Origin of the sequence: Streptomyces griseoluteus (genome assembly GCF_004784465.1) — a bacterium.
Lineage (GTDB): Bacteria > Actinomycetota > Actinomycetes > Streptomycetales > Streptomycetaceae > Streptomyces > Streptomyces griseoluteus.
The window spans coordinates 1,149,010-1,170,373 of record NZ_SRRU01000001.1 but is presented as its reverse complement, the minus strand read 5'-3'; the positions used below and the strand labels follow the sequence as shown (position 1 = coordinate 1,170,373).

The window sequence follows — 21,364 nt, the reverse complement described above, 5'->3', positions numbered from 1 at the left end:
TCAGGCGACCGCGTCGTCGAGCCGGGCGGCCTGCTTGTCCTTCAGCGGGCCTATGACCGACAGCGACGGGCGCTGTCCCAGGATGTCGCGGGCGACGGAACGGACCTCGTCCGGGGTCACCGCGGCGATCCGGGCCAGCATGTCGTCCACCGACATGTGGTCGCCCCAGCACAGCTCGCTCTTGCCGATACGGTTCATCAGCGCGCCGGTGTCCTCCAGGCCGAGGACGGTGGCGCCCTTCATCTGGCCGATGGCCCGGTTGACCTCGTCGTCGCTGAGACCGTTCGCGGCGACCTGGTCCAGCTCGTCCCGGCAGATCTTCAGCACGTCGTGCACCTGGCTCGGGCGGCAGCCCGCGTACACGCCGAACAGACCGCAGTCGGCGAAGGCCGAGGTGTAGGAGTACACGCTGTAGGCGAGGCCGCGCTTCTCCCTGATCTCCTGGAAGAGCCGGGAGGACATGCCGCCGCCGAGGGCGGTGTTGAGCACGCCCATGGCCCAGCGGCGGTCGTCGGCGCGGGCGATGCCGGGCATGCCGAGGATGACATGGGCCTGCTCGGTCTTGCGGCCGACCAGTTCGACGCGGCCCGCGGTGCGGATGGTGCGGCTGCCCTCGCGCGGGGCGATGGGCTGGGCGCCGTTGTCCCGCAGCGCGCCCGACTTCTCGAAGGCGGCGCGGACCTGGCGGACGACCTTGGCGTGGTCGATGTTGCCGGCGGCCGCGACGACGAGGTGGGTGGGGTCGTAGTGCTTCTTGTAGAAGCGGCGGATGCGGTCGGCGGTGAGGGCGTTGACGGTGTCGACCGTGCCGAGGACCGGGCGGCCCAGCGCGCTGTCGCCGAACATGGTGTGCGCGAACAGGTCGTGCACGCAGTCGCCGGCGTCGTCCTCGGTCATGGCGATCTCTTCGAGGATCGCGCCGCGTTCGACGTCGACGTCCTCCTCGCGGATCAGCGAGCCGGTCAGCATGTCGCACACCACGTCGATGGCGAGCGGCAGGTCGGTGTCGAGCACGCGTGCGTAGTAGCACGTGTACTCCTTGGCCGTGAACGCGTTCATCTCGCCGCCGACGGCGTCGACCGCGGCGGAGATGTCGAGGGCGGAGCGCTTGTCGGTGCCCTTGAAGAGCAGGTGCTCCAGATAGTGCGTGGCGCCGTTCAGCGCGGGGGTCTCGTCGCGGGAGCCGACGTGCGCCCAGATGCCGAAGGTGGCCGAGCGTACGGAGGGCAGCGTCTCGGTGACGATGCGCAGGCCGCCGGGGAGGGTGGTCCTGCGGACGGTGCCGATGCCGTCTCTGCCCTTGATGAGGGTTTGGGTACGGGCGACGGCCCGCGCCTCCGAGGAGGTGCGGGCCGTCGCCTTGAAGCTACGGGACGTCACTGGTCGGCGTCGTCCTTCTTGTCGTCCGAGCCGTCCTCGCCCTCGATCACGGGGATGAGGGAGAGCTTGCCGCGGGAGTCGATCTCGGCGATCTCGACCTGGACCTTCTGGCCCACACCGAGGACGTCCTCGACGTTCTCCACGCGCTTGCCGCCGGCGAGCTTGCGGATCTGCGAGATGTGCAGCAGACCGTCCTTGCCGGGGAGCAGGGAGACGAACGCGCCGAAGGTGGTGGTCTTCACGACCGTGCCCAGGTAGCGCTCGCCGACCTCGGGCATCGTCGGGTTGGCGATGCCGTTGATCGTGGCGCGGGCGGCCTCGGCGGACGGTCCGTCCACCGCGCCGATGTAGATCGTGCCGTCGTCCTCGATCGTGATGTCGGCGCCCGTGTCCTCCTGGATCTGGTTGATCATCTTGCCCTTGGGGCCGATAACCTCACCGATCTTGTCGACCGGGATCTTGACGGTGATGATCCGCGGGGCGTTCGGGGACATCTCGTCGGGCCGGTCGATGGCCTCCATCATCACGTCGAGGATGTGGAGACGGGCGTCGCGGGCCTGCTTGAGGGCCGCGGCCAGGACGGACGCCGGGATGCCGTCCAGCTTGGTGTCGAGCTGGAGGGCGGTCACGAAGTCCTTGGTGCCGGCGACCTTGAAGTCCATGTCGCCGAAGGCGTCCTCCGCACCGAGGATGTCGGTGAGGGTGACGTAGTGCGTCTCGCCGTCGGCCTGCTCGGAGATCAGGCCCATCGCGATACCGGCGACCGGGGCCTTGAGCGGCACACCGGCGTTCAGCATCGACATGGTGGAGGCGCAGACCGAGCCCATGGACGTCGAACCGTTGGAGCCGAGGGCCTCGGACACCTGGCGGATCGCGTAGGGGAACTCCTCGCGCGTCGGCAGCACCGGCACGAGGGCGCGCTCGGCGAGGGCGCCGTGGCCGATCTCGCGGCGCTTCGGGGAGCCCACGCGGCCGGTCTCGCCGACGGAGTACGGCGGGAAGTTGTAGTTGTGCATGTAGCGCTTGCGCGTCACCGGCGAGAGGGTGTCGAGCTGCTGCTCCATGCGGAGCATGTTCAGGGTGGTGATGCCCAGGATCTGGGTCTCGCCACGCTCGAACAGCGCCGAACCGTGCACGCGCGGGATGGCCTCGACCTCGGCGGCGAGCGTACGGATGTCCGTGACGCCACGGCCGTCGATGCGCTTCTTCTCCTTGATCACACGCTCGCGGACCAACTGCTTGGTCAGCGCGCGGTAAGCGGCGGAGATCTCCTTCTCGCGGCCCTCGAACTCCGGCAGGAGCTTCTCGGCGGCCAGAGCCTTGACGCGGTCCAGCTCGGCCTCGCGCTCCTGCTTGCCGGGGACGGTGAGCGCCTGGGCCAGCTCGGGCTGCACGGCCTTCTTCAGCGCCTGGTACACGTCGTCCTGGTAGTCCAGGAAGATCGGGAACTCGCCCTCGGGCTTGGCGGCCTTGGAGGCGAGGTCGGCCTGGGCGCGGCAGAGGACCTTGATGAAGGGCTTGGCGGCCTCGAGACCGGCGGCCACGATCTCCTCGGTGGGCGCCTCGGCGCCGCCCTCGACCAGCTTGATCGTCTGGTCGGTGGCCTCGGCCTCGACCATCATGATCGCGACGTCGCCGTCCTCAAGGACGCGGCCGGCGACCACCATGTCGAAGACGGCGTCCTCGAGCTCGGTGTGCGTCGGGAACGCGACCCACTGGCCGCGGATCAGCGCGACGCGGACGCCGCCGATCGGGCCGGAGAAGGGCAGGCCGGCGAGCTGCGTCGACGCGGACGCGGCGTTGATCGCCACGACGTCGTACAGGTGGTCGGGGTTGAGCGCCATGATGGTGGCGACGACCTGGATCTCGTTGCGCAGGCCCTTCTTGAAGGACGGGCGCAGCGGGCGGTCGATCAGGCGGCAGGTGAGGATCGCGTCCTCGGAGGGGCGGCCCTCACGGCGGAAGAAGCTGCCGGGGATCTTGCCGGCGGCGTACATCCGCTCCTCGACGTCCACCGTGAGGGGGAAGAAGTCGAGCTGGTCCTTGGGGGTCTTGGAGGCGGTGGTGGCCGACAGCACCATGGTGTCGTCGTCCAGGTACGCCACGGCGGAGCCGGCGGCCTGCTTGGCCAGGCGGCCCGTCTCGAAGCGGATGGTGCGGGTGCCGAAGGAACCGTTGTCGATGACGGCCTCGGCGTAGTGGGTCTCGTTCTCCACTAGCGTTCTCTCCTCGTCTTCGTCCCGCTCGCCCGTGTGACGGGGGGACGGTGGTGGGAGAAGCGCTCCGTCTGGTGCGGGCCGGTCTTCGATCGAAGCACCCAGGGTTTCTCGTCCCCCCTGGGGGCCACTACCGAGGACCGGCGGCGGCGCGGTGCGCCTCTCCTCGTTCTGTGTCGTACGTGATGCGGTTGTGCCAACACCCTACAAAGGGGGAGTGACAGTCCGCACGTTTCCGCACCTGCAGCGGGTAGGGCGGTGGGCCCGTACACCAAAAAAGGAGCGGCTCCCGACAGGCTCGGGAACCGCTCCCTCATGGCGACTTACTTGGCGCCGGCCGCACCGCGGCGGATGCCGAGGCGGTCGACCAGGGCGCGGAAGCGCTGGATGTCCTTCTTGGCCAGGTACTGCAGCAGGCGACGGCGCTGACCGACCAGGATCAGCAGACCACGGCGGGAGTGGTGGTCGTGCTTGTGGGCCTTGAGGTGCTCGGTCAGGTCGGAGATCCGGCGCGACAGCATGGCGACCTGGACCTCGGGGGAGCCGGTGTCGCCCTCCTTCTGGCCGAACTCGGCGATGATCTGCTTCTTCGTAGCGGCGTCGAGAGACACTCGTACTCCTCATGGTGGTTGCCACCGAGTGCCCCCGGTCTGAATCTCGGGGGAGCTTCCGTTACTCGGGAGGCGGGGACTCGCTGAGCGCGGCCTCCAGAGCGGGTGCTCCGGGGGTGCGTACACGAACGGCCGTCACTCAGGGTACCAGGGCGCTCCGGGGCCTCTTCACGGCACCTAGCCGACCATCGAGCGTACGTCCGAGAGGACGCCGAGGGTGGCGAGGCACAGGGGGGCCAGGGCGAGCAGGACGGCGCCCTCGGCGAGGTCGAGGAAGCGGCCCCAGAAGGGGGAGAGGCCCTTGGTGGGGACGATCAGGCCGATCGCGGTGATCAGTACGGCGCCCGCGGCGACGGCCGCCGTCAGCCAGGCGGTGCGCAGGTCGAGGGCGCCGCGGTCCTGGTGGAGCACGAAGTCGGTGAGTGCCGCGTGGGGCGGGTTCAGGGCGAGGCCGAACAGCAGCAGCGCGACGGCGGCGAGGCCGGCGACCAGGACGCAGGACACCTGGGCGGTGTACCGGAACAGCCGCGCGCGGATCAGCATGGCGAGGCCGGTGGTGAGCGCGAGGAGCTGGCCCCAGACGTTGTCGCAGAAGCCGAGGACGGCGGCGGAGGCGACGACCAGGGCCGCCGTGCCGCCGACCAGGCCGAGCAGCATCTCGTGCCCGCGCCGGGCCTGGGCGGCGACGAGGTCGGCGTCGAGCGGTTCGGCGTCGGCGCCCTGCGCGGCGTCCGGGTCGAAGGCGTCGTCGGTGGCGGAGTGCGGCGAGGCGTAACCGATGGGCAGCCGGGCGAAGCGGGCGGAGAGACCGGGCAGGAAGGCGACCAGACCGATGGCGACGGGGGCGCACACGGCGGCGGTCGCGGTGGCGGAGGCGTCGGCGAGCAGGGCCACGAAGGTGGCGACGGTGCCGACGGTCGCCAGGAAGGAGGCGGCGACGAAGGGCGCATCCCCGCCGGGCGTGAGCGCCACCAGAACGACCGAGGCGACGAGTACGGCCACGCAGCCGAGCATGAACTGGAGCTTGCCCGGACCCTGGGCGGCCGGTGCGCCGATGACCCCGGAACCGGCGATCATCAGCAACGGCAGCGCGCCGAGGCCCACGGCGACGGCCGCGCCCCGGTCGCCGTACACCCGCGCGCGGACCCCGGCGAAGGCGGTGAGGAGCACGCCGAGGCCGCCGGCGATGACGCCGGGCAGGCCGTGCATGTCGTGGCGTACCGGGTCGGCGTACCAGAGGACGAAGCCGGTCAGCAGGATCAGCAGGGCGCCGCCCGCGAGTCCGGCGACGCGCAGCAGGTCCTCGCTCCACAGGTGCCGGTCGCGGACGACGGCGGAGGCGACGGCGTCGGAGACGTCGTCGTAGACGGCGGGCGGCAGGGACTCGACGAAGGGGCGCAGGCTCAGCACCTCGCCGTCCAGGACGCCCTCGTCGGCGAGGGTGCGGGCGCTGTCGAGGACGCGGCCGTCGCGGCGGACCAGGTGGTAGCCGGCCGGGGTGCCGACCTCCTGGGTCTGGCCGGTCAGCCGCAGTATCTCCGGGTAGATGTCGGCCACGGCGATGTCCACCGGAAGCGCCACGTCGATGCGGCTGTCGGGTGCCACGACCGTGACCCTGCTGAATCCCGTCGCCGCTGTCGTAGTCACCTTCACAGACCCCCTGTTCGCGGATGCGCACGCTGCGGGCGTCACCCTACCGGGGCCCGGTGTCAGTGGTGACCAGTAGGATCGCCGGCAAGCGGAGGACGACCGTCGCCACGGGGGTGCCGGTGATCAACCGATCGTCCGCGCAGGAGGATTGACGCTCCGGTGAGCCAGCTCGTCATCAAGCGCCCGCCTCGTGCGCTGCCGCCCGAAGTGCCCTCGGAAGAGGTGCAATTGGAGGCTCCTCCCGAGCTGCCGCGCGGGCAGCAGGAGGGCATGCTGATGCAGGTCCTGCCGACCCTCGGCATGGGCTCCTCCGTGGTCTTCTACTTCGCATCCCCGAACGCCCATCCGTTCATGCGGATCATGGGTGTGGTCATGCTCGTGTCCACGGCCGCGATGGTGGTGTCGCAGATCGTCCGGCACCGTCGCGGTACGCAAGGGCAAATGGCCGACGTCCGTCGTGACTACCTCCGTTACCTGGCCCAGACGCGGCGCACGGTACGCAGGACCGCCCTGCGTCAGCGGGACGCGCAGCTCTATCTGCACCCCGCCCCCGAGCAGTTGTGGTCGCTGGTCGCCGAGGGCAGCCGGGTGTGGGAACGGCGGGTGGCGGACGAGGATTTCGGGCAGGTCCGGATCGGTCTGGGCCCGCAGCAGTTGGCCACGCCCCTGATGGCGCCGCAGACCGCGCCGGTCGACGAGCTGGAGCCGCTGTGCGCGGGCGCCATGCAGCGTTTCCTTTCGGTGCACGGCCAGTTGGACGGTCTCCCGGTGGCGCTGTCGCTGCGCGCCTTCTACCACGTGACCGTCTCCGGTGACCCGGAGCGCGCCCAGTCCGCCGCGCGCGCCCTGGTGGCGCAGGCGACGACCCTGCACTCCCCCGACGACCTGATCGTGGCCGTGGTGGCCTCGCGGGGCGCGGCGGACCGCTGGGACTGGACGAAGTGGCTGCCGCACTGCCAGTTGCCGGGCCAGTTCGACGGCGCGGGCACCCGCCGCCTGGTCAGCGACGACCTGGGTGAGCTGGAGCAGTTGCTGGCCGGGCGGCTGGAGGAGCGGCCCCGGTTCAGCCGGGGCGGGCAGCCGCTGCTGGACCAGCCGCACATCCTGGTGGTGCTCGACGGCGGGATCGTGCCGCCGTCGTCGGCGTTCGCGGCAGCCGAGGGCCTCCAGGGCGTGACGATCGTGGAGGTCGTGTCCGGCGAGCTGGACACCCCGCGCGGTGACCTCTCCATCGTGGTGCGCTCGGAGCGGCTGCGGCTGGACTCCGGTGGCGAGGTGGCCTTCGAGGGCACCCCTGACGGGCTGTCGCTGCCCGGCGCCGAGGCGCTGGCCCGCCAGCTCGCCCCCTTGCGGATGGGCGGCGGGGACGACGACGAACCGCTGCTGTCCAACCTGGACTTCACCGATCTGCTCGGCCTCGGGGACGCCGCCTCGGTGGACGTACGGCGCACCTGGCGGCCGCGCTCCATGTCGGAGCGGCTGCGGGTGCCGATCGGTGTCGGCGAGGACGGCCAGCCGGTGATGCTGGACCTGAAGGAGGCCGCGCAGGACGGCATGGGCCCGCACGGCCTGTGCGTGGGCGCGACCGGCTCCGGCAAGTCGGAGCTGCTGCGCACCCTGGTGCTGGGACTCGCGGTCACGCATTCCTCGGAGACGCTGAACTTCGTCCTCGCGGACTTCAAGGGCGGCGCGACCTTCGCGGGCATGTCCCAGATGCCGCACGTCGCGGCCGTCATCACCAACCTCTCCGACGACCTCACCCTGGTCGACCGCATGGGCGACGCGATCCGGGGCGAACTCCAGCGCCGCCAGGAGCTGCTGCGGGCGGCGGGCAACTACGCCAACATCCACGACTACGAGAAGGCGCGCGCGGCCGGTGCCCCGCTTGAGCCGCTGGCCTCGCTCGTCCTGGTGATCGACGAGTTCAGCGAACTCCTCACCGCCAAGCCCGACTTCATCGACATGTTCATCCAGATCGGCCGGATCGGCCGCTCTCTGGGCGTGCATCTGCTGCTGGCCTCACAGCGGTTGGAGGAGGGCCGGCTGCGCGGTCTGGACACGTATCTGTCGTACCGGGTCGGTCTGCGGACGTTCTCCGCGGCCGAGTCGCGGGCTGCGCTCGGGGTGCCGGACGCGTACCACCTGCCGTCGGTGCCCGGTTCCGGGTATCTGAAGTTCGGCACGGACGAGATGACGCGCTTCAAGGCGGCGTACGTCTCGGGCACGTACCGCGCGGGCGGCGCCGAGGTCACCGGGGGCAGCGCGCCCGTGGAGCGCCGTCCGGCGCGGTTCACGGCACTTCCGGTGCCGATGGCGCACGTGGCGCCTGATCCCGCCGAGGAGCGGGCACGGGCCGCGCGCGCGGAGGACGACGCGCTGGCGGACACGGTGCTGGACGTGATCGTGCAGCGCCTCGACGGCCAGGGCGTGCCCGCGCACCAGGTGTGGCTGCCCCCGCTGGACGAGGCGCCCGCGCTGGACCACCTGCTGCCCGCGCTGTCGGTCTCGCCCGAACGGGGCCTGCACGCGCCGGAGTACCCGCGCGCGGGCGCGCTGACCGTGCCGCTGGGTCTGATCGACAAGCCCTTCGAGCAGAAGCGCGAGGTGCTCTACCGGGACTTCTCCGGCGCGGCCGGCCACATGATGGTCGTCGGCGGCCCGCAGTCCGGAAAGTCGACGCTGCTGCGCTCGCTGGTCGCCTCGTTCGCGCTGACCCACACCCCGCTGGAGACGCAGTTCTACTGCCTGGACTTCGGCGGCGGCGGTCTTGCCTCCCTGGCCGACCTCCCGCACGTGGGCGGGGTCGCGTCCCGGCTGGACCCGGAGCGGGTGCGCCGTACGGTCGCCGAGGTGGCGGGCATCCTCAACCGCCGCGAGCAGTTCTTCCGCACGAACGGCATCGACTCCGTCGCCACGTACCGCAGGCGCCGCGCGGCGGGCGAACTGCCGGGCGAGGCGTGGGGCGACGTCTTCCTGGTCATCGACGGCTGGGGCAATTTCAAGACGGAGTACGAGGGCCTGGAGGGTGTCGTCAACGACATCGCGGGCCGCGGTCTCGGCTACGGCATCCATGTGGTCGTCTCCGCGTCGCGCTACATGGAGGTCCGCGCGGCCCTCAAGGACCAGATCCTCAGCCGGCTCGAACTGCGGCTGGGCGACCCGATGGACTCCGAGTTCGACCGCAAGGTCGCGGTGAACGTCCCGGCGGGGGTGCCCGGCCGCGGCCAGGTCTCGGAGAAGCTGCACTTCATGACGGCGCTCCCCCGCATCGACGGCTCCTCCTCGGCGGGCGATCTGTCCGAGGCGACGGCCGCGCTGGTCCAGCGGGTCAAGGCCGGCTGGGAGGGTCCCGCCGCTCCGACCGTGCGTCTGCTGCCGCGCAAGCTGCCGGCCGACCAGCTTCCCAAGGGCTTCGAGTTCCCGCAGGCGGGCTTCGCGATCGGCATCGACGAGGCCAGCCTGGAGCCGGTCTTCGTCGACCTGGACACCGACCCGTTCTTCCTGGTCTTCGGGGAGAGCGAGTCCGGCAAGACCAACCTGCTGCGGCTGATCGCCAAGCAGATCACCGAGCGGTACACCCCGGCCGAGGCCCGCATCGTCGTCGGCGACTACCGGCGCACCATGCTGGAGGCGGTCGGGGAGGAGCACCTGCTGGAGTACGCGCCGATGGCCTCGGCGATGCAGGTCCACATGGACGCGATCCGGCAGTTCATGGAGATGCGCGCGCCGAAGCCGGACATCACCCCGCAGCAGTTGCGCGACCGCAGCTGGTGGAGCGGCCCGCAGCTCTTCGTCATCATCGACGACTACGAGCTGGTGGCGACCAACTCCGGCAATCCGCTGAGTCAGTTGGTCGAGCACCTGCCGTTCGCGCGGGACGTCGGCGTGAAGTTCATCATCGCCCGCAGCCAGGCGGGTGCCTCGCGGGCGATGTACGAGTCGTTCATGCAGCGGGTGAAGGAGCTGGGCGCACAGGGCGTCGTCCTTTCGGGCGACCCCAGCGAGGGCGACATCCTCGGCACGGTACGGGCGCGTCCCATGCCGCCGGGGCGTGGCGTGTTCGTTTCCCGCAAGCGCGGAACGTCCCTTATTCAACTGGGGTTGCTTCCGCAACGCCATTAGAGTGATCGATGGAAACCACCCCCGTTCCTGCGTTCGAGCGAGCGAAGGGACGGGGATGACACGGGGAGAACGGGGAGGCGGCTGAGGTGAGTTCGGACGGGGGCGGCAAGGTTCCCGACACGGGGACCGGCTTCGACACCCTGGCGGGGGTCAACCCGGCGATGGCGCTGGACATCCAGCACAACGCCATGAAGAGCTTCAAGAAGCGGGTCGACGCGCTGCTGGTCGAGCTGGACAAGTCGGAGGCGGCACCGGGCAAGGTCGGCGAGGACCGGCTGCCGCGGGCCCAGCTCGGCGCGGCCACCTTCAAGGAGGCGCAGTTCCTCCACGACTCGTACACCATCGTCCACGACGAGTTGGAGAACCTCTCCAAGGCCCTGAGCGCCCAGATCGAGAGCATGAGCCTCGCGGTCCACGCCTCCCGCGTGGGCTACGAGAACCTCGACGAGGACATCAAGGCGCGGATGCGGGCGGTGAACGCGGAGGCGGAGAAGTATTACGACGCGGCGCGGGATCCTTATGCGCGGCACAAGCAAGAACCGGGCGCGCCGAAGGCCGAGGGGACCCTCTGATGAGCGAATACAAGAACCGGCCCGAACCGAAGCTCGTGCGCACGGACTTCGAGTCCATGACACATGAGCAGCTCGCCGCCATGCTCGAGTCCGCCGACATGGCGTCCGCGTCTCTCCTCTCCGTGAAGTTGTCCAAGGCTGCTACGACGATCAGCGAGATCGGCGACGGCCTGATGAAGCACGTCAAGGAACTGGAGTGGCAAGGCAAGGCCGGTGACGCGTTCCGGGACTGGGGTGGTCACACCGCCAGTGCCACGCTGCGACTCGGCCAGTACGCCGAGGCGGCTTCCGAGTGGATGGGGGCGGTCTCCCAGGCCATCGCCGAGGCCAAGGTCTCTATGCCGGATGTCTCGGAGACGACACGGGCAAAGGCTGCTCTGGCGGACGCTCAGAAGACGATCGATGTCGCGAAGCAGCCAGGAGTGCGTAACGACCCCGACGCTCGTAAGGCAGCCGCAACCGCTCATACCGACGCGACCACTGCCCAGCACCACATCGACGCAACCCGCGAGGCCGCGATCCAGCAGATGCGGAAGCTGGCGGGAGCGTACGAGCATTCGGCCATGCAGGTGAACAGCCTGACGCCGCCTACGTTCGCGCCGGCAGCGGGGCGGGGGGCTCCAGATGCCTGGTGGATCGATGACGAGGATACAAACCTGAGCAAGGGCACCCATTACGCCGGGCGGAGCTCTTCGGATGTGGCCGGTCCTACGGTTACCAGAGGCGACTCCCGCATTGGCGCCCAACCTGCTGGGGTGCACCATGTTGCGGCAGCCTCCGCCCCTGACGGCACGGTGCGTTCAGGCCGCCACGTCCCTGCTCCTTCTGAGCCTGTATCGCTGAACATTGACAGCACCGACACACTCCCGCGTGCGTCGACGCCACCACTCACCACTGCGACCTCGGGTCCGGCTCTGCCGCTGCGTGAGGCGTCGCCGGGAGGGCTGCCCACCGGTTTGCCGCCGACCTTCGCCGGAGGTGGCCGCCTCCCCCATGCGGAATTGCCTTCGCGTGCGCCGGGAATGGGCCGGCTCCCGCAGGTCCCCGGTTTGGCGAAGCCCGTCGAAGGCATGCCGCGCATGCCCCGGGAGACAGGAATCGTCGGAGGACGGCCGGTCAGCGCAACTGGCCGCCCCACAAACGGAATTCCGCGGGGTACCGTCATCGGAGGCGAGAACGGACAGGGTCGCACTCCTCTCGGTCGCGCCTTCTCTCCCGGCTCCGTGGAGGGGGCTCGCTCGGCAGGAGCCATGGGCGGCTCCGGTCGCAGGCTCGCGTCCGAGACGGGCGGGGTCCTCGGTGGGCGTCCTGGCCAGCCGGGGCGTTCCGGCGGTCGTCCCTTCACCTCAGGGGGGTCCGGACTGGTTCGCCCGTCGGCCAAGGGCGCCGACCTGGCGCAGGGCTCACAAGTAGGCCGCACGGGTGCCGCCGCGCGGTCTGCGGACTCCCGAAAGCCGCAGGAGCAGAACGGCAAGCGCCCGGACTATCTCGTGGAAGACGAGGAGACCTGGGCCAGAGACGGACGCCGGGCTCTTCCCCCCGTGGTCGACTGAGTCCGCGCCCATCAACCCCCAGGAAGGCACATGCGTACCAGAGGCATGCCAAGCCGTCGAGTCACCTCCATAGCATCGGCCGCTCTCGGTCTGCTACTCGTAGGGCTCTCGGCCGGCCCCGCTCAGGCGGAGTCGATCCGGGCGCGGCAGTGGTACCTCGATGCCATGCATGCGCCGGAAATCTGGAAGACCAGCACGGGGCGCGGAATGACAGTGGCCCTGATCGACTCCGGAGTCGATGACTCACTTGCGGATCTGAAGGGTCAAGTCCTGGACGGGAAGGACTTCTCCTCGTTGCGCGGCGACGAACACACCGACGTCGCGGGGCACGGCACATCCATGGCCGCGATAATCGCCGCGACTGGAGCACTCGGAGGAGTGGACGCTTCGTATGGGCTCGCACCGGGAGCGAAGATTCTGCCCATCCGGATGCTGGACAGCCAGGAGGTCAGCGGGCAGATGGACGCCACTACGGAGTACTCGGAGAAGCTGACACAGGCGATCCGCTATGCCGCCGACTCCAAAGCTCAGATCATCAACATGTCGCTGGCCCTGAGCGACGCACCTGGTCGCCACGACGTCGGCACCCCTGAGTTGGCAGCTGCCGTCAGGTACGCCCTGTCCAAGGGGAAGCTGCTCTTCGCTGGAGTCGGCAACAGGGGGGATAAGGAGAACCTTCCGTCCTACCCGGCTTCAACCCCCGGTGTGGTTGGGGTCGGAGCGGTGGATGAGGATGCCACGGTGGCTGCCTTCTCCCAGCAAGGACCTGAGGTCGACATGACTGCTCCCGGCGTGGACATGGTGCATGCCTGCGCAAAGGGCACTCAGCTTTGCAAGACACAAGGCACCAGCGACGCCACCGCGATCGCCTCGGCCTCAGCCGCTCTGATTTGGTCGGCGCACCCCGACTGGACCAACAACCAGGTCCTGCGCGTCATGCTGAAGACGCTGGGGAAGTCCACGGACGGCGCGGACAGGAACGATGCTCTCGGCTATGGCGTCGTTCGCCCCCGGCGCGCGTTCACCCAGACCGTGGACCCCGGACCGGCCGACGTCTACCCCCTCCCCGACCTTGCCGCAGCCGCCGCCAAGTCCCCCTCCCCCAAGGCGCCGAAGCCCACAGCGCCCGCCAAGCACGAAGAGGCGGCAGAGTCGGGTGGCGGTGGGAACACCCTCCTCTGGACCGGCGTAGGCGTAGCGGCCGCGCTGCTGATCGGTGCGGGGGTCACTGTCGGCGTACTGCGTTCCCGGCGTCGGACGCCCGTGGCACCGCCCCCGCCCGCCTATCCGCCGTACGTCCCAGCCCCGGCGGACCCGCAGCACCGTACGGAGCAGAACCCGTGAGCGAGCCAGTGCCGACGGCCCCGGAGAGAGAAGACGTACATGTCGTTCGATGAGATGTGGGGCCAGGCGCGGACCACGGCGGCCGCCAGACAGCACAGCGGCATGCAGCTGAACCACGTCCCCGCGGACTCGGGCGAGGCCGCCGAGGGGAAGAAGCTGGTCGCCGATGCCGGCTTCCTCCGTCACCGGGCGAAGAACGCCGACACCGCCCGCACCGAGTTCATAAAGACGGACGACGCCGCGAGCAAGGAGACCGGTCAGGTGGCCGGCAGTCTGAAGGGCTTCAAGTCGGGCCCGGCGTTCACCACGTTCATGACGAGGTGGCGCGGCCAGGTCGACTACGTGGAGAACCTGCTGAAGAACGACGTCGCCGGCGCCCTCCGCACCAGCGCCAACGAGTACGCCGCCCGCGAGCAGCAGGAAAAGGCCCGCCACAGCAGGGAACGCCTGAAGTAACGGGCACGAACGGGGATCACATGCTGGACTACCACACCCTTCTCCACGCCGACTTCACCGAGTTGTCCGAGGCGGTGAACAAGTGGCGCAAGCTGCCCGAGGGCTTCAAGAAGGTCCACACGCAGTACTCCAACACGGTGGAGAAGGACCTGGAGGGCTCGGACTGGAAGGGCGAGGGCGCCACCGCGGCACTCGGCAAGGTGCGGTACGTCGGCAAGCAGATCACCGCCGCGGCCGACGAGGCGCAGGACGTCTACAAGCTCCTGGACGACGCCCACGAGGTCCTCACCGGCGCGCAGAAGAAACTGAAGAACCTCACGCATGACATCGAGAGCGACAAGTACCTCTCGATCAAGCCGTCCGGCGAGGTGTACTTCGACCCGCCGGCGGACACCCCGACCGAGCATCTGGGGGCGCTGAACAAGGGGTACCAGCAGTCGCTCCAGGCGTACCGCAGCGGTATCCGCTCCGCGCTGGACACCGCCACGGAGGCCGACGAGGTGTTGCACTGGGCGCTCACTCAGGACCACAACGGCCGTGGCAAGGGCTTCAATCCGAACACCTACGACAGCATCGCCGCTGCCAAGAAGGGGCGCGAGCAGGCGGACCGGGACCTGCGGGAACTGGAGAAGCTGACCGGCAAGCGGAGCAAGCTGGGGATGGCGTCCGCGCTGCACTCCCTCGACCCGGCCGAGCTGCGCCGGATCAACACGCTGCTCAGTCAGCACGAGGGCGATCCGTACTTCGCGGAGAAGTTCGCCACCCACCTCGGCGGCAAGGGCACGCTCGAACTCTGGACCCGGATCGCCGACCGGGTCCAGACGGGCGACGCCCAGACCAAGGCTTCCGCCGACATCCAGAAGTCCCTGAGCTTCACCCTCGCCACCGCGTCCCACGTCGACAGCCCGGCCATGGACCACTGGAAACGTGACGTCCTCGCCCAGGGCTCCCACCAGATCGACTACCTCGACATGGCCCGCGGCACCACCCAGAAGGGCCCCTACGGCTTCCAGGTCATGAGCAGCCTGATGCGGTACGGCTCCTACGACCGCGAATTCCTCAACGACTACGGTCACAAACTCATCGCCTACGAAAAGTCCCACAAGGACGACAAGCCGAACGAACTGTGGCGGGCCGAGGGTGATCCCTCGCCATACCTGAACTTCGACTCCAAGAACGACCAGGGTCTCGACCCGATGGCGGGGTACATGGAGGCACTGGGACATAACCCGGATGCCGCGAAGGATCTCTTCTACTCGAAGGACTGGGACGCCAAGACGAAGGTCGATCCCGACTTGCAGTACCTGCTTGAGAAGCGCGAGTGGATTAACGGTAATCCCTTCGCCAAGGATCAGGCGGGTTACGGGTACGACGAACTCGGGCACGCCTTGGAGGCCGCCACCCTGGGAACTCCGTACGACGCTGCGGACGGAACCCTGCACAGGGACGCCAGGACAGTGAACATCATGGAGCAGGTGGCGCGCACTGTCGGCGAGCAGGGCGATCTACTCGACCACAAGCCTGGGCTCAGCGACAGCCTTGCTCGCATGGGAGCCGGCTACATGGACGACCTGAACTGGTCCGCAATGGACGAGGGCGGACGCGGTTCAGTTCTTGGCCGCGACCGACTGTTCCACCACGACGGCACCGATCACCTCAATCTCCGTAGCACGACCGCGAATAACTTCCTTTACAACGTCGCACGAGACGAGGACGGCTACAAGATTCTTTCGTCCGCCCAGCAGGCATTCACACTGGGCGGCATGGAAGCCTATCGAGATGCGCCAGAAGATGCGCAGAAGGTCATTATGAACGGTGGCTACGTTCACGGTGTGTTGGACGAGGCGCGCATCTCGGCTGTCGACAAGCAGTTCAAGGATGCCACCGAAAAGATCAATGACAAGCTCGGCGAATCAGCGGAGTGGAAGAAGTTCGGCATCAGCCAGGGCGTAGGGCTGGCAACTGGCCTCGTCCTGCTCCCGGTGGGCGGCCCAGCCGTCTCGGCAGCCGCAGCATTCGTTGTCCCCACCTTGGTCGAAGGAGCAGCCAGTGCTGCGGAAACCCAGTGGGGAGTTGAGATCGACAGGGAGACAAAGGAAAAAGAGGCGGACCTTTCAGACAAGAACCGAATGACGGCCCAGCGTTTCAGTGAACTCGGCACACTCCGGGCAACAAAACCGGCACTGCTCTACATGCAACAGCATCACGGAAAAGACATGACCGAAGACGTATTGAACGCATACGACCGTGGCGCCAACGAGCAGCGACGCACGCACGGAGGCAGCCGATGAGCCGATACAGCTTGCGCGCGGTAGGTGCGGCACTAGTCGTAGTTCTCTGTGCAGGATGCGGCGGGAACGAAAAACCTCATGGCGAGGCAGCACTGAAAAGTGCATGCGAGGGTGTATTCGACGACGGGCTGATCAACGAAGCCCGTAAAAGCGATGACTTCAATGATCTGCACGTCGCTAGCGGGACGCGGTCGCATGCCGCCGCGGTAAAAACAATGCTTGATGAGGATCACGCCGCTTACGCATGCATCCTGGATGACAAGGATTCCTCCGACTCTGACGCGGGGGCTCTATCCATAAAGTTCACTCCAGGTATGAGAACTCTGTTCCCCGAGGATCAGAATCGCAGCTATGGCGCTTACAAGGCGTACAAGCTGGGGAATGGCATGCAAGCCACGATCGAAGCAGGCGGTGCCGACGTCTACTTCGAGTGCGAGTCCAAGGACAGGATGCGCCCGCTCACTGTCACCGGCACTTTTCACAATGACTTCGATTTGAGCAGTGAAGCACGGTTCCGCCCCCTGTTCCGCTCCTCCCTCAAGGTAGCGAAGCTCCTCAAATGCGAGAACAACATCAAGTTCCCCGACCCGGCAACAATGAAGTACCTGCCGCTCCAGAAGGACTAGTAACACTCCATGTCATTCGATGCGATGTGGGGTCAGGCGCGTAACACCGCCGCGGCCCGGCAGCAGAGCAGTACGACTGATGCTGCGCAGGTTCAACGTCGCAATGGTGGGCGTCGCTCTGCTGTGCCTCATCACGGCGTGCAGCTTCAGCGAGCACGGGTCTGAGCCGAAGCGGGCGAAGCCGCAGAAGGGCGTCATCGTCAACGCCAGGCTGGAGCGCGAGAGCAAGGTCAAGCTCTCGGGCAGGGAAGCCGCTGACAAGCAGATGATCGTCGCCAACGCCGCCGCCCAAGACGTTGCCCAGCAGCTCGGGTGCCAAGGGACGAACCTTTCCAAGGGGGCGCCCAAGGCGATCTCCGGGCTCTACGGGCCCCACTGAGGTAGCTCCTTCGGGTGAAACGCCAAGGGGCGCCACGCGCATGCGTGGCGCCCCTCAAAACCCCGGCTCAGCCCATCAGCATCCGGAACCGGGCCGCGTTCCCCTGGTCCGTGTCCTGGTAGCCGACGACCGAGTCGTCGAGGAGCTTGGCGATGCGGGCGAGCTTGTGGGTCATCTGGTCCATCTGCTCGCTGCTGTCGCGCTGGATCTCGGCGTAGGCGGTCTTCGCCTCGCCCTCCCAGGTCTCGGCGACGGCCTTCACGCGGCGCATGAGGGTCTCGAGCTGTTCGGACAGGTTCTTGGCCGTGCTGCGGACGTCGCTGGCGGCCTGGGTGACGGTGTCGTAATTGACTGCGGTGCGGTCTGCTGAGTAGCTCATGATGCGTTACTCCCTCGTGGATGCGGCGGAAATCAGGCGAGGTCCGTGATGCGGCTCTTGACCTCGTAGGAGTTGTCGACCTTGCGGATGTCGGAGATCCGCTCCTGCTCCTGGTCGGTGAAGCCGCCGACGCTCGCCCGCATCGCCTCCTCCAGGTCGACGAGGTCGTCCTGGAGCTTCTTGAGGTTCCTGTTCACACCCTGCTGGACGGTGTCGAACTCCTTGCCCGCCGCACCCTTCCAGCCGGCCTGGATCATGTCGACGACCCGGTTGAGGGACGTCACGCGCTCGCTCACCGTGTGGTGGAAGTCCCGGATGTCGTTCGCGAGTCCGGTGAGCGCGTGTGCGCTGAGGTCAACGCCCGAAGCCATACGTTCTTGCCCTCCTCTTGCTGCGACGGTGACCTTCACCACCGCGACGGGTCCGCCGGAACCGACGTCCCGGCCCTCCTGGCGGGCAAGTCCTGCTGCGCGTTCACGCGCCGCGTGCCGCAGCGTCGCACCGCCCCCGTGCGGTACCACAGTCGTGGCACCCGGAGCCACTCTAGTCATTCCGGGTGGTCCTTCCAACTGCAAAGTCAACATACGGGAGTTCCGCGTCCCGGTACCGTGACGGCTACTGTCGGCACACAGCGTTGAAACGTGGGAAAGGGGTCGCCGCGTCATGACGGAGACGGCTGAGGAGATGAAGGCGCGCAAGGATCGTGAGCGCGACGAGCTGTACGCCCTCGACATCTCCGGCGTCACCTGGCACTGCGCGCCCGGCGCCGAGGAGCACGAGGAGCGGGTGGAGATCGCCCATCTCCCCGACGGTGCCGTGGCCATGCGGTCCTCGCTCGAACCCGAGACCGTGCTGCGGTACACCGCGGCCGAGTGGCACGCCTTCGTACTCGGCGCCCGCGACGGGGAGTTCGATCTGACGCCCACCGAGCGCAACGGCGGCCTCGTCGCCGTCGAGGAGACCGGCGGGGCGCGCGAGGCCGCTTCCGAGTAGGGGCCGAGCGGGGAGGGCGCACCGGGCCCTCCCCGCCCGCCGAACCGTCACCTCAGTGCTTCAGTCCCGCCGACCCCACGCCCAGCACCGAAAGCACCGGACTCTTCGGCCGCTTGTCGTCACGTTCCATCTCGCGGGCCGCGAAGTAGACATGCCCGTGCTCGTACACGATCTGCGCCTGTTCCGGGTCACTGAGCGCCCCCTCGTCCCCCTCCGGGACGTGGAAGAAGAGGTACGGGACCTCCCTGTCCGTACGGGAGTTCCAAGCGACCACGGCGGCGGGCTGGACCTCGTCGATGCTGCGGCGGTAGAGGATCAGGTCGTCGCCGTCGGCGCGCAGCGGGACCACGTTCTGGAAGGGCCGTCCCTCGAACTTGCCCGCCATGGTGCCCTTTTGGACATCGAAGGCGACGACGCGGTTCGCGGGCTCGTCGATCTCGTCGCTCTCCTTGGACATGACGTACAGCCGGTCCCGGCCGACGACCAGGCCGGGGCACTTGTCGAGCACACCGAAGAACGGGCCGGAGAAGCCGGTGGCGCCGCACAGGGGCTCGTAACCGCTCATGGAAATGGTGGCCCGCCGGCGGCCGTTGGTGCCGTCCAGGGTGATGAGGTCGGTGACGTCGATGTCCCCGGCCTCCACGGCGAGTACGGGCGGGTCGGCGGAGGGCAGGTAGACGCCCTGGACGCCCTTGGAGACCTGGTAGGTCCAGCGGGGCTTTCCGGTGCGGGCGTCGAGTTTCTGCACCCGGTAGGCCACGTCGCCGGACTGGCCGCACTTGACCAGGGCGAGCAGCACGCGCCCGCCCGCGTACCCCTGGTCCTGGCAGGCGCCGGTGGAGGTGTTCCACAGCTTCTTGCCGCTCGCCATGTCGTACGCGACGGAGCCGTGGCCCCACGCGATGGCCACGACGCCCTTGGTGAGCGCGAGGTCGGTGTTGGTGACGTAGGCGAAGTCGGCGCCGGGCATCTTCCGCTGCCACAGCTTCTTGCCGGTGTCGAGGTCGACGAACACGACCTGGTCGCAGATGCCCTTGCCGGCCGCGGCGCCGGGGTGGGGCGGCTGGATGACGACTGCGGTGCGGTGATCCGCCGTCATGTCGCGGCTGACGGCGCAGATGTGGCCGTCCAGCTTCAGGGACCAGGCGGTGTCGTCCTGGCCGGGCGCGATCCGGTAGCCCTCCAGGCGGCTGGCCACACCGCGGATGACGAGCTTGTCGGTGGCCCAGAGGCCGGGGCCGTAGCGGGTGCCGGCGGTGAGCTCGCCCTCGTTGTGCTGGACGGCCGGCTCGCCCTCGGGGGAGGCGGGGGCCGTCTCGTGCGTCTCGCGCACCTCGTCCGGGGCCTGCTTCACCGCCGCCGCGCTCTTCGCGTCGTCCCCTGCCCCGGCGGACGGCCACAGGGCCACCGCCCCGACGACGAGGGCGCCGGCCGCCACGATGGCGGCCGCTCCGCCCAGCATGCGTTTGCGGCGTCTGGCCCGTGTCCTGTCCGCGGACTGGGCGGACTCGGTGTAGACGGACGGGGGCGGGCCGAAGCTCACGCTGCGGGGTCCTTTCGGCGGCGGCGCAGGTCGCGCGTGACGATGGCGGTGCCCGCTATGACGGCGACGAGGACGACGGCGATGCCGAGCGCGTAGGTCCCGTAGCGCCGGTCGCGCTCCTCGGGGGACTCGGCCAGCGAGAAGGGCGCCACGTCGGGCATGGGGGCCTTGGACAGGCCGGGGTCGGGCGTGGGACTGGCCGGTGCGACGGCGAGGTCGGAGTCCTGGACGGCGCGTACCGGGTCGACGACGCCCCAGCCCACGAAGTTGTCGTGGCCGTTGACCGAGCGTTCGGCGGTCTGCTCGATGCGGGTGACGATCTGGGCCGGGCTCCAGTCGCGGTGCTTCTCCTTGAGGAGCGCGGCGACCCCCGCGACGAAGGGCGCCGAGAAGCTGGTGCCGTTGTCGGTGCACTGGCCGCCGCCGGGGACGGTGGACAGGATGTCCACGCCGGGCGCGGCGACGCCGACGAAGGAGCCCGCCTGGGAGAAGGGGGCGCGTTCGTTGTTGCGGTCCGAGGAGGCGACGGCGAGGACCCCCGGGAAGGCGGCCGGGTAGGTGTTCTTGACCTTGCCGTCGAGGCCGTCGTTGCCCGCGGAGGCGACCACCACGACCCCGTGCGCGAGGGCACGGTGGACGGCCTCGGCGAGGGCGGAGGTTCCGGAGAGCGGCTTGGTGGTGTCCTGGGAGATGTTGATGACACCGGCACCCTTGGCCACCGCGTGGTCGATCGCCTTGGCCATCGAGTCGGAGTCGCCGCTGTTCTGCGCGTCGTTCTGCCGGATCGGGATGATGGTGGCGTTGGGGGCGAGCCCGACGAACCCGGTGCCCGCGCGGGGGCGGGCCGCGATGATCCCGGCGACCTTGGTGCCGTGGCCGACCTGGTCGTCGGTGGGGTCGGCGCCCTTGCCCCGGGTCAGGAAGTCGCGGCCGAGCCCCTTGTCGACGGCCGGGGCGAGCTGGGGGTTCTTGGTGTCGACGCCGGTGTCGATGACGGCCACCCGGACGCCCTTGCCCTTGTCGGTGCCGCGCCACAGCTCGTCCAGCAGCACGCGCTGGAGGGACCAGGGGGTGCCCTTGACGGTCTTGGCGGGGAAGGTGCACTCGCCGCTGCCGTCCAGGTGGAGGGCGGGCGCGGGCGGGGCGGTGCCGAGGGTGGTCAGCAGTACGGCGGCGGTCAGCAGGGTTGCCTTCGCGGGCAGCACTCCTACGGCGCTCCTCATCGTGTTGTCGTCGCGTGGGAGGTGTG

17 protein-coding genes are annotated in these 21,364 nt (G+C 68.9%); 9 read left to right on the top strand and 8 right to left on the bottom strand.

Annotated features, from left to right (window positions below; translation table 11 throughout):
• The 4 genes from E5082_RS05375 to eccD form a co-directional block, all read right to left on the bottom strand.
• Entirely contained in the window at positions 1-1,380 is a 1,380-nt protein-coding gene (locus E5082_RS05375) for a M16 family metallopeptidase (protein ID WP_135790072.1), read from the bottom strand.
• The gene (locus E5082_RS05370; RefSeq protein WP_135790071.1) at positions 1,377-3,596 is read right to left on the bottom strand and encodes a polyribonucleotide nucleotidyltransferase; all 2,220 of its coding nucleotides are present in this window, start codon (positions 3,594-3,596) and stop codon (positions 1,377-1,379) included. Before E5082_RS05370 ends, E5082_RS05375 begins: the two co-directional genes overlap by 4 nt.
• Before the next feature lie 323 nt (positions 3,597-3,919).
• Positions 3,920-4,207, bottom strand: a complete 288-nt coding sequence (gene rpsO / locus E5082_RS05365; protein ID WP_030816847.1) for a 30S ribosomal protein S15 — start codon at positions 4,205-4,207, stop codon at positions 3,920-3,922.
• 177 nt (positions 4,208-4,384) lie between these two features.
• Positions 4,385-5,854 carry a type VII secretion integral membrane protein EccD gene (eccD, locus tag E5082_RS05360; protein WP_167513986.1) on the bottom strand — a complete coding sequence of 490 codons (1,470 nt, stop codon included), beginning with the start codon at positions 5,852-5,854 and terminating at the stop codon, positions 4,385-4,387.
• A 162-nt stretch (positions 5,855-6,016) separates the two neighbouring features.
• On the opposite strand from eccD, the gene eccCa reads away from it, so the two are divergent.
• The 8 genes from eccCa to E5082_RS05320 all read left to right on the top strand — a co-directional run bounded on the left by eccCa (position 6,017) and on the right by E5082_RS05320 (position 17,200).
• Positions 6,017-9,979, top strand: a complete 3,963-nt coding sequence (gene eccCa, locus E5082_RS05355; protein WP_135790069.1) for a type VII secretion protein EccCa — start codon at positions 6,017-6,019, stop codon at positions 9,977-9,979.
• A gap of 86 nt (positions 9,980-10,065) precedes the next feature.
• On the top strand, positions 10,066-10,551 hold the full coding sequence (locus E5082_RS05350; RefSeq protein WP_135790068.1) for a hypothetical protein: 486 nt from the start codon (positions 10,066-10,068) through the stop codon (positions 10,549-10,551).
• Complete coding sequence (locus tag E5082_RS05345) at positions 10,551-12,104, top strand: WXG100 family type VII secretion target (RefSeq protein ID WP_135790067.1); 1,554 nt, start codon at positions 10,551-10,553, stop codon at positions 12,102-12,104. The genes E5082_RS05350 and E5082_RS05345 overlap by 1 nt, the downstream gene beginning before the upstream one ends.
• 30 nt (positions 12,105-12,134) lie before the next feature.
• Positions 12,135-13,448 carry a type VII secretion-associated serine protease mycosin gene (gene mycP / locus E5082_RS05340; protein WP_135790066.1) on the top strand — a complete coding sequence of 438 codons (1,314 nt, stop codon included), beginning with the start codon at positions 12,135-12,137 and terminating at the stop codon, positions 13,446-13,448.
• A gap of 39 nt (positions 13,449-13,487) precedes the next feature.
• Positions 13,488-13,904: a hypothetical protein gene (locus tag E5082_RS05335; protein WP_135790065.1), complete on the top strand. Its 417-nt coding sequence runs from the start codon at positions 13,488-13,490 to the stop codon at positions 13,902-13,904.
• 20 nt (positions 13,905-13,924) lie between these two features.
• Positions 13,925-16,195 carry a DUF6571 family protein gene (locus E5082_RS05330; protein WP_135790064.1) on the top strand — a complete coding sequence of 757 codons (2,271 nt, stop codon included), beginning with the start codon at positions 13,925-13,927 and terminating at the stop codon, positions 16,193-16,195.
• Complete coding sequence (locus tag E5082_RS05325; protein ID WP_135790063.1) at positions 16,192-16,821, top strand: hypothetical protein; 630 nt, start codon at positions 16,192-16,194, stop codon at positions 16,819-16,821. Before E5082_RS05330 ends, E5082_RS05325 begins: the two co-directional genes overlap by 4 nt.
• A 79-nt stretch (positions 16,822-16,900) precedes the next feature.
• The gene (locus tag E5082_RS05320) at positions 16,901-17,200 is read left to right on the top strand and encodes a hypothetical protein (RefSeq protein ID WP_135790062.1); all 300 of its coding nucleotides are present in this window, start codon (positions 16,901-16,903) and stop codon (positions 17,198-17,200) included.
• A 67-nt stretch (positions 17,201-17,267) separates the two neighbouring features.
• Here the strand turns inward: E5082_RS05320 and E5082_RS05315 are convergent, their stop codons facing one another.
• Positions 17,268-17,579, bottom strand: a complete 312-nt coding sequence (locus E5082_RS05315; RefSeq protein WP_086694166.1) for a WXG100 family type VII secretion target — start codon at positions 17,577-17,579, stop codon at positions 17,268-17,270.
• A gap of 32 nt (positions 17,580-17,611) precedes the next feature.
• Positions 17,612-17,950, bottom strand: coding sequence for a WXG100 family type VII secretion target (locus E5082_RS05310; protein ID WP_030816816.1), 339 nt, complete (start codon positions 17,948-17,950; stop codon positions 17,612-17,614).
• A gap of 292 nt (positions 17,951-18,242) precedes the next feature.
• On the opposite strand from E5082_RS05310, the gene E5082_RS05305 reads away from it, so the two are divergent.
• Positions 18,243-18,572: a DUF397 domain-containing protein gene (locus E5082_RS05305; RefSeq protein ID WP_135790061.1), complete on the top strand. Its 330-nt coding sequence runs from the start codon at positions 18,243-18,245 to the stop codon at positions 18,570-18,572.
• Between the two features lie 52 nt (positions 18,573-18,624).
• Here E5082_RS05305 and E5082_RS05300 read toward each other — a convergent pair whose 3' ends face one another.
• Positions 18,625-20,115 carry an outer membrane protein assembly factor BamB family protein gene (locus tag E5082_RS05300; RefSeq protein ID WP_135790060.1) on the bottom strand — a complete coding sequence of 497 codons (1,491 nt, stop codon included), beginning with the start codon at positions 20,113-20,115 and terminating at the stop codon, positions 18,625-18,627.
• Positions 20,112-21,338, bottom strand: coding sequence for a type VII secretion-associated serine protease mycosin (mycP, locus tag E5082_RS05295; RefSeq protein WP_135790059.1), 1,227 nt, complete (start codon positions 21,336-21,338; stop codon positions 20,112-20,114). The genes E5082_RS05300 and mycP (E5082_RS05295) overlap by 4 nt, the downstream gene beginning before the upstream one ends.
• Positions 21,339-21,364: the final 26 nt, after the last annotated feature.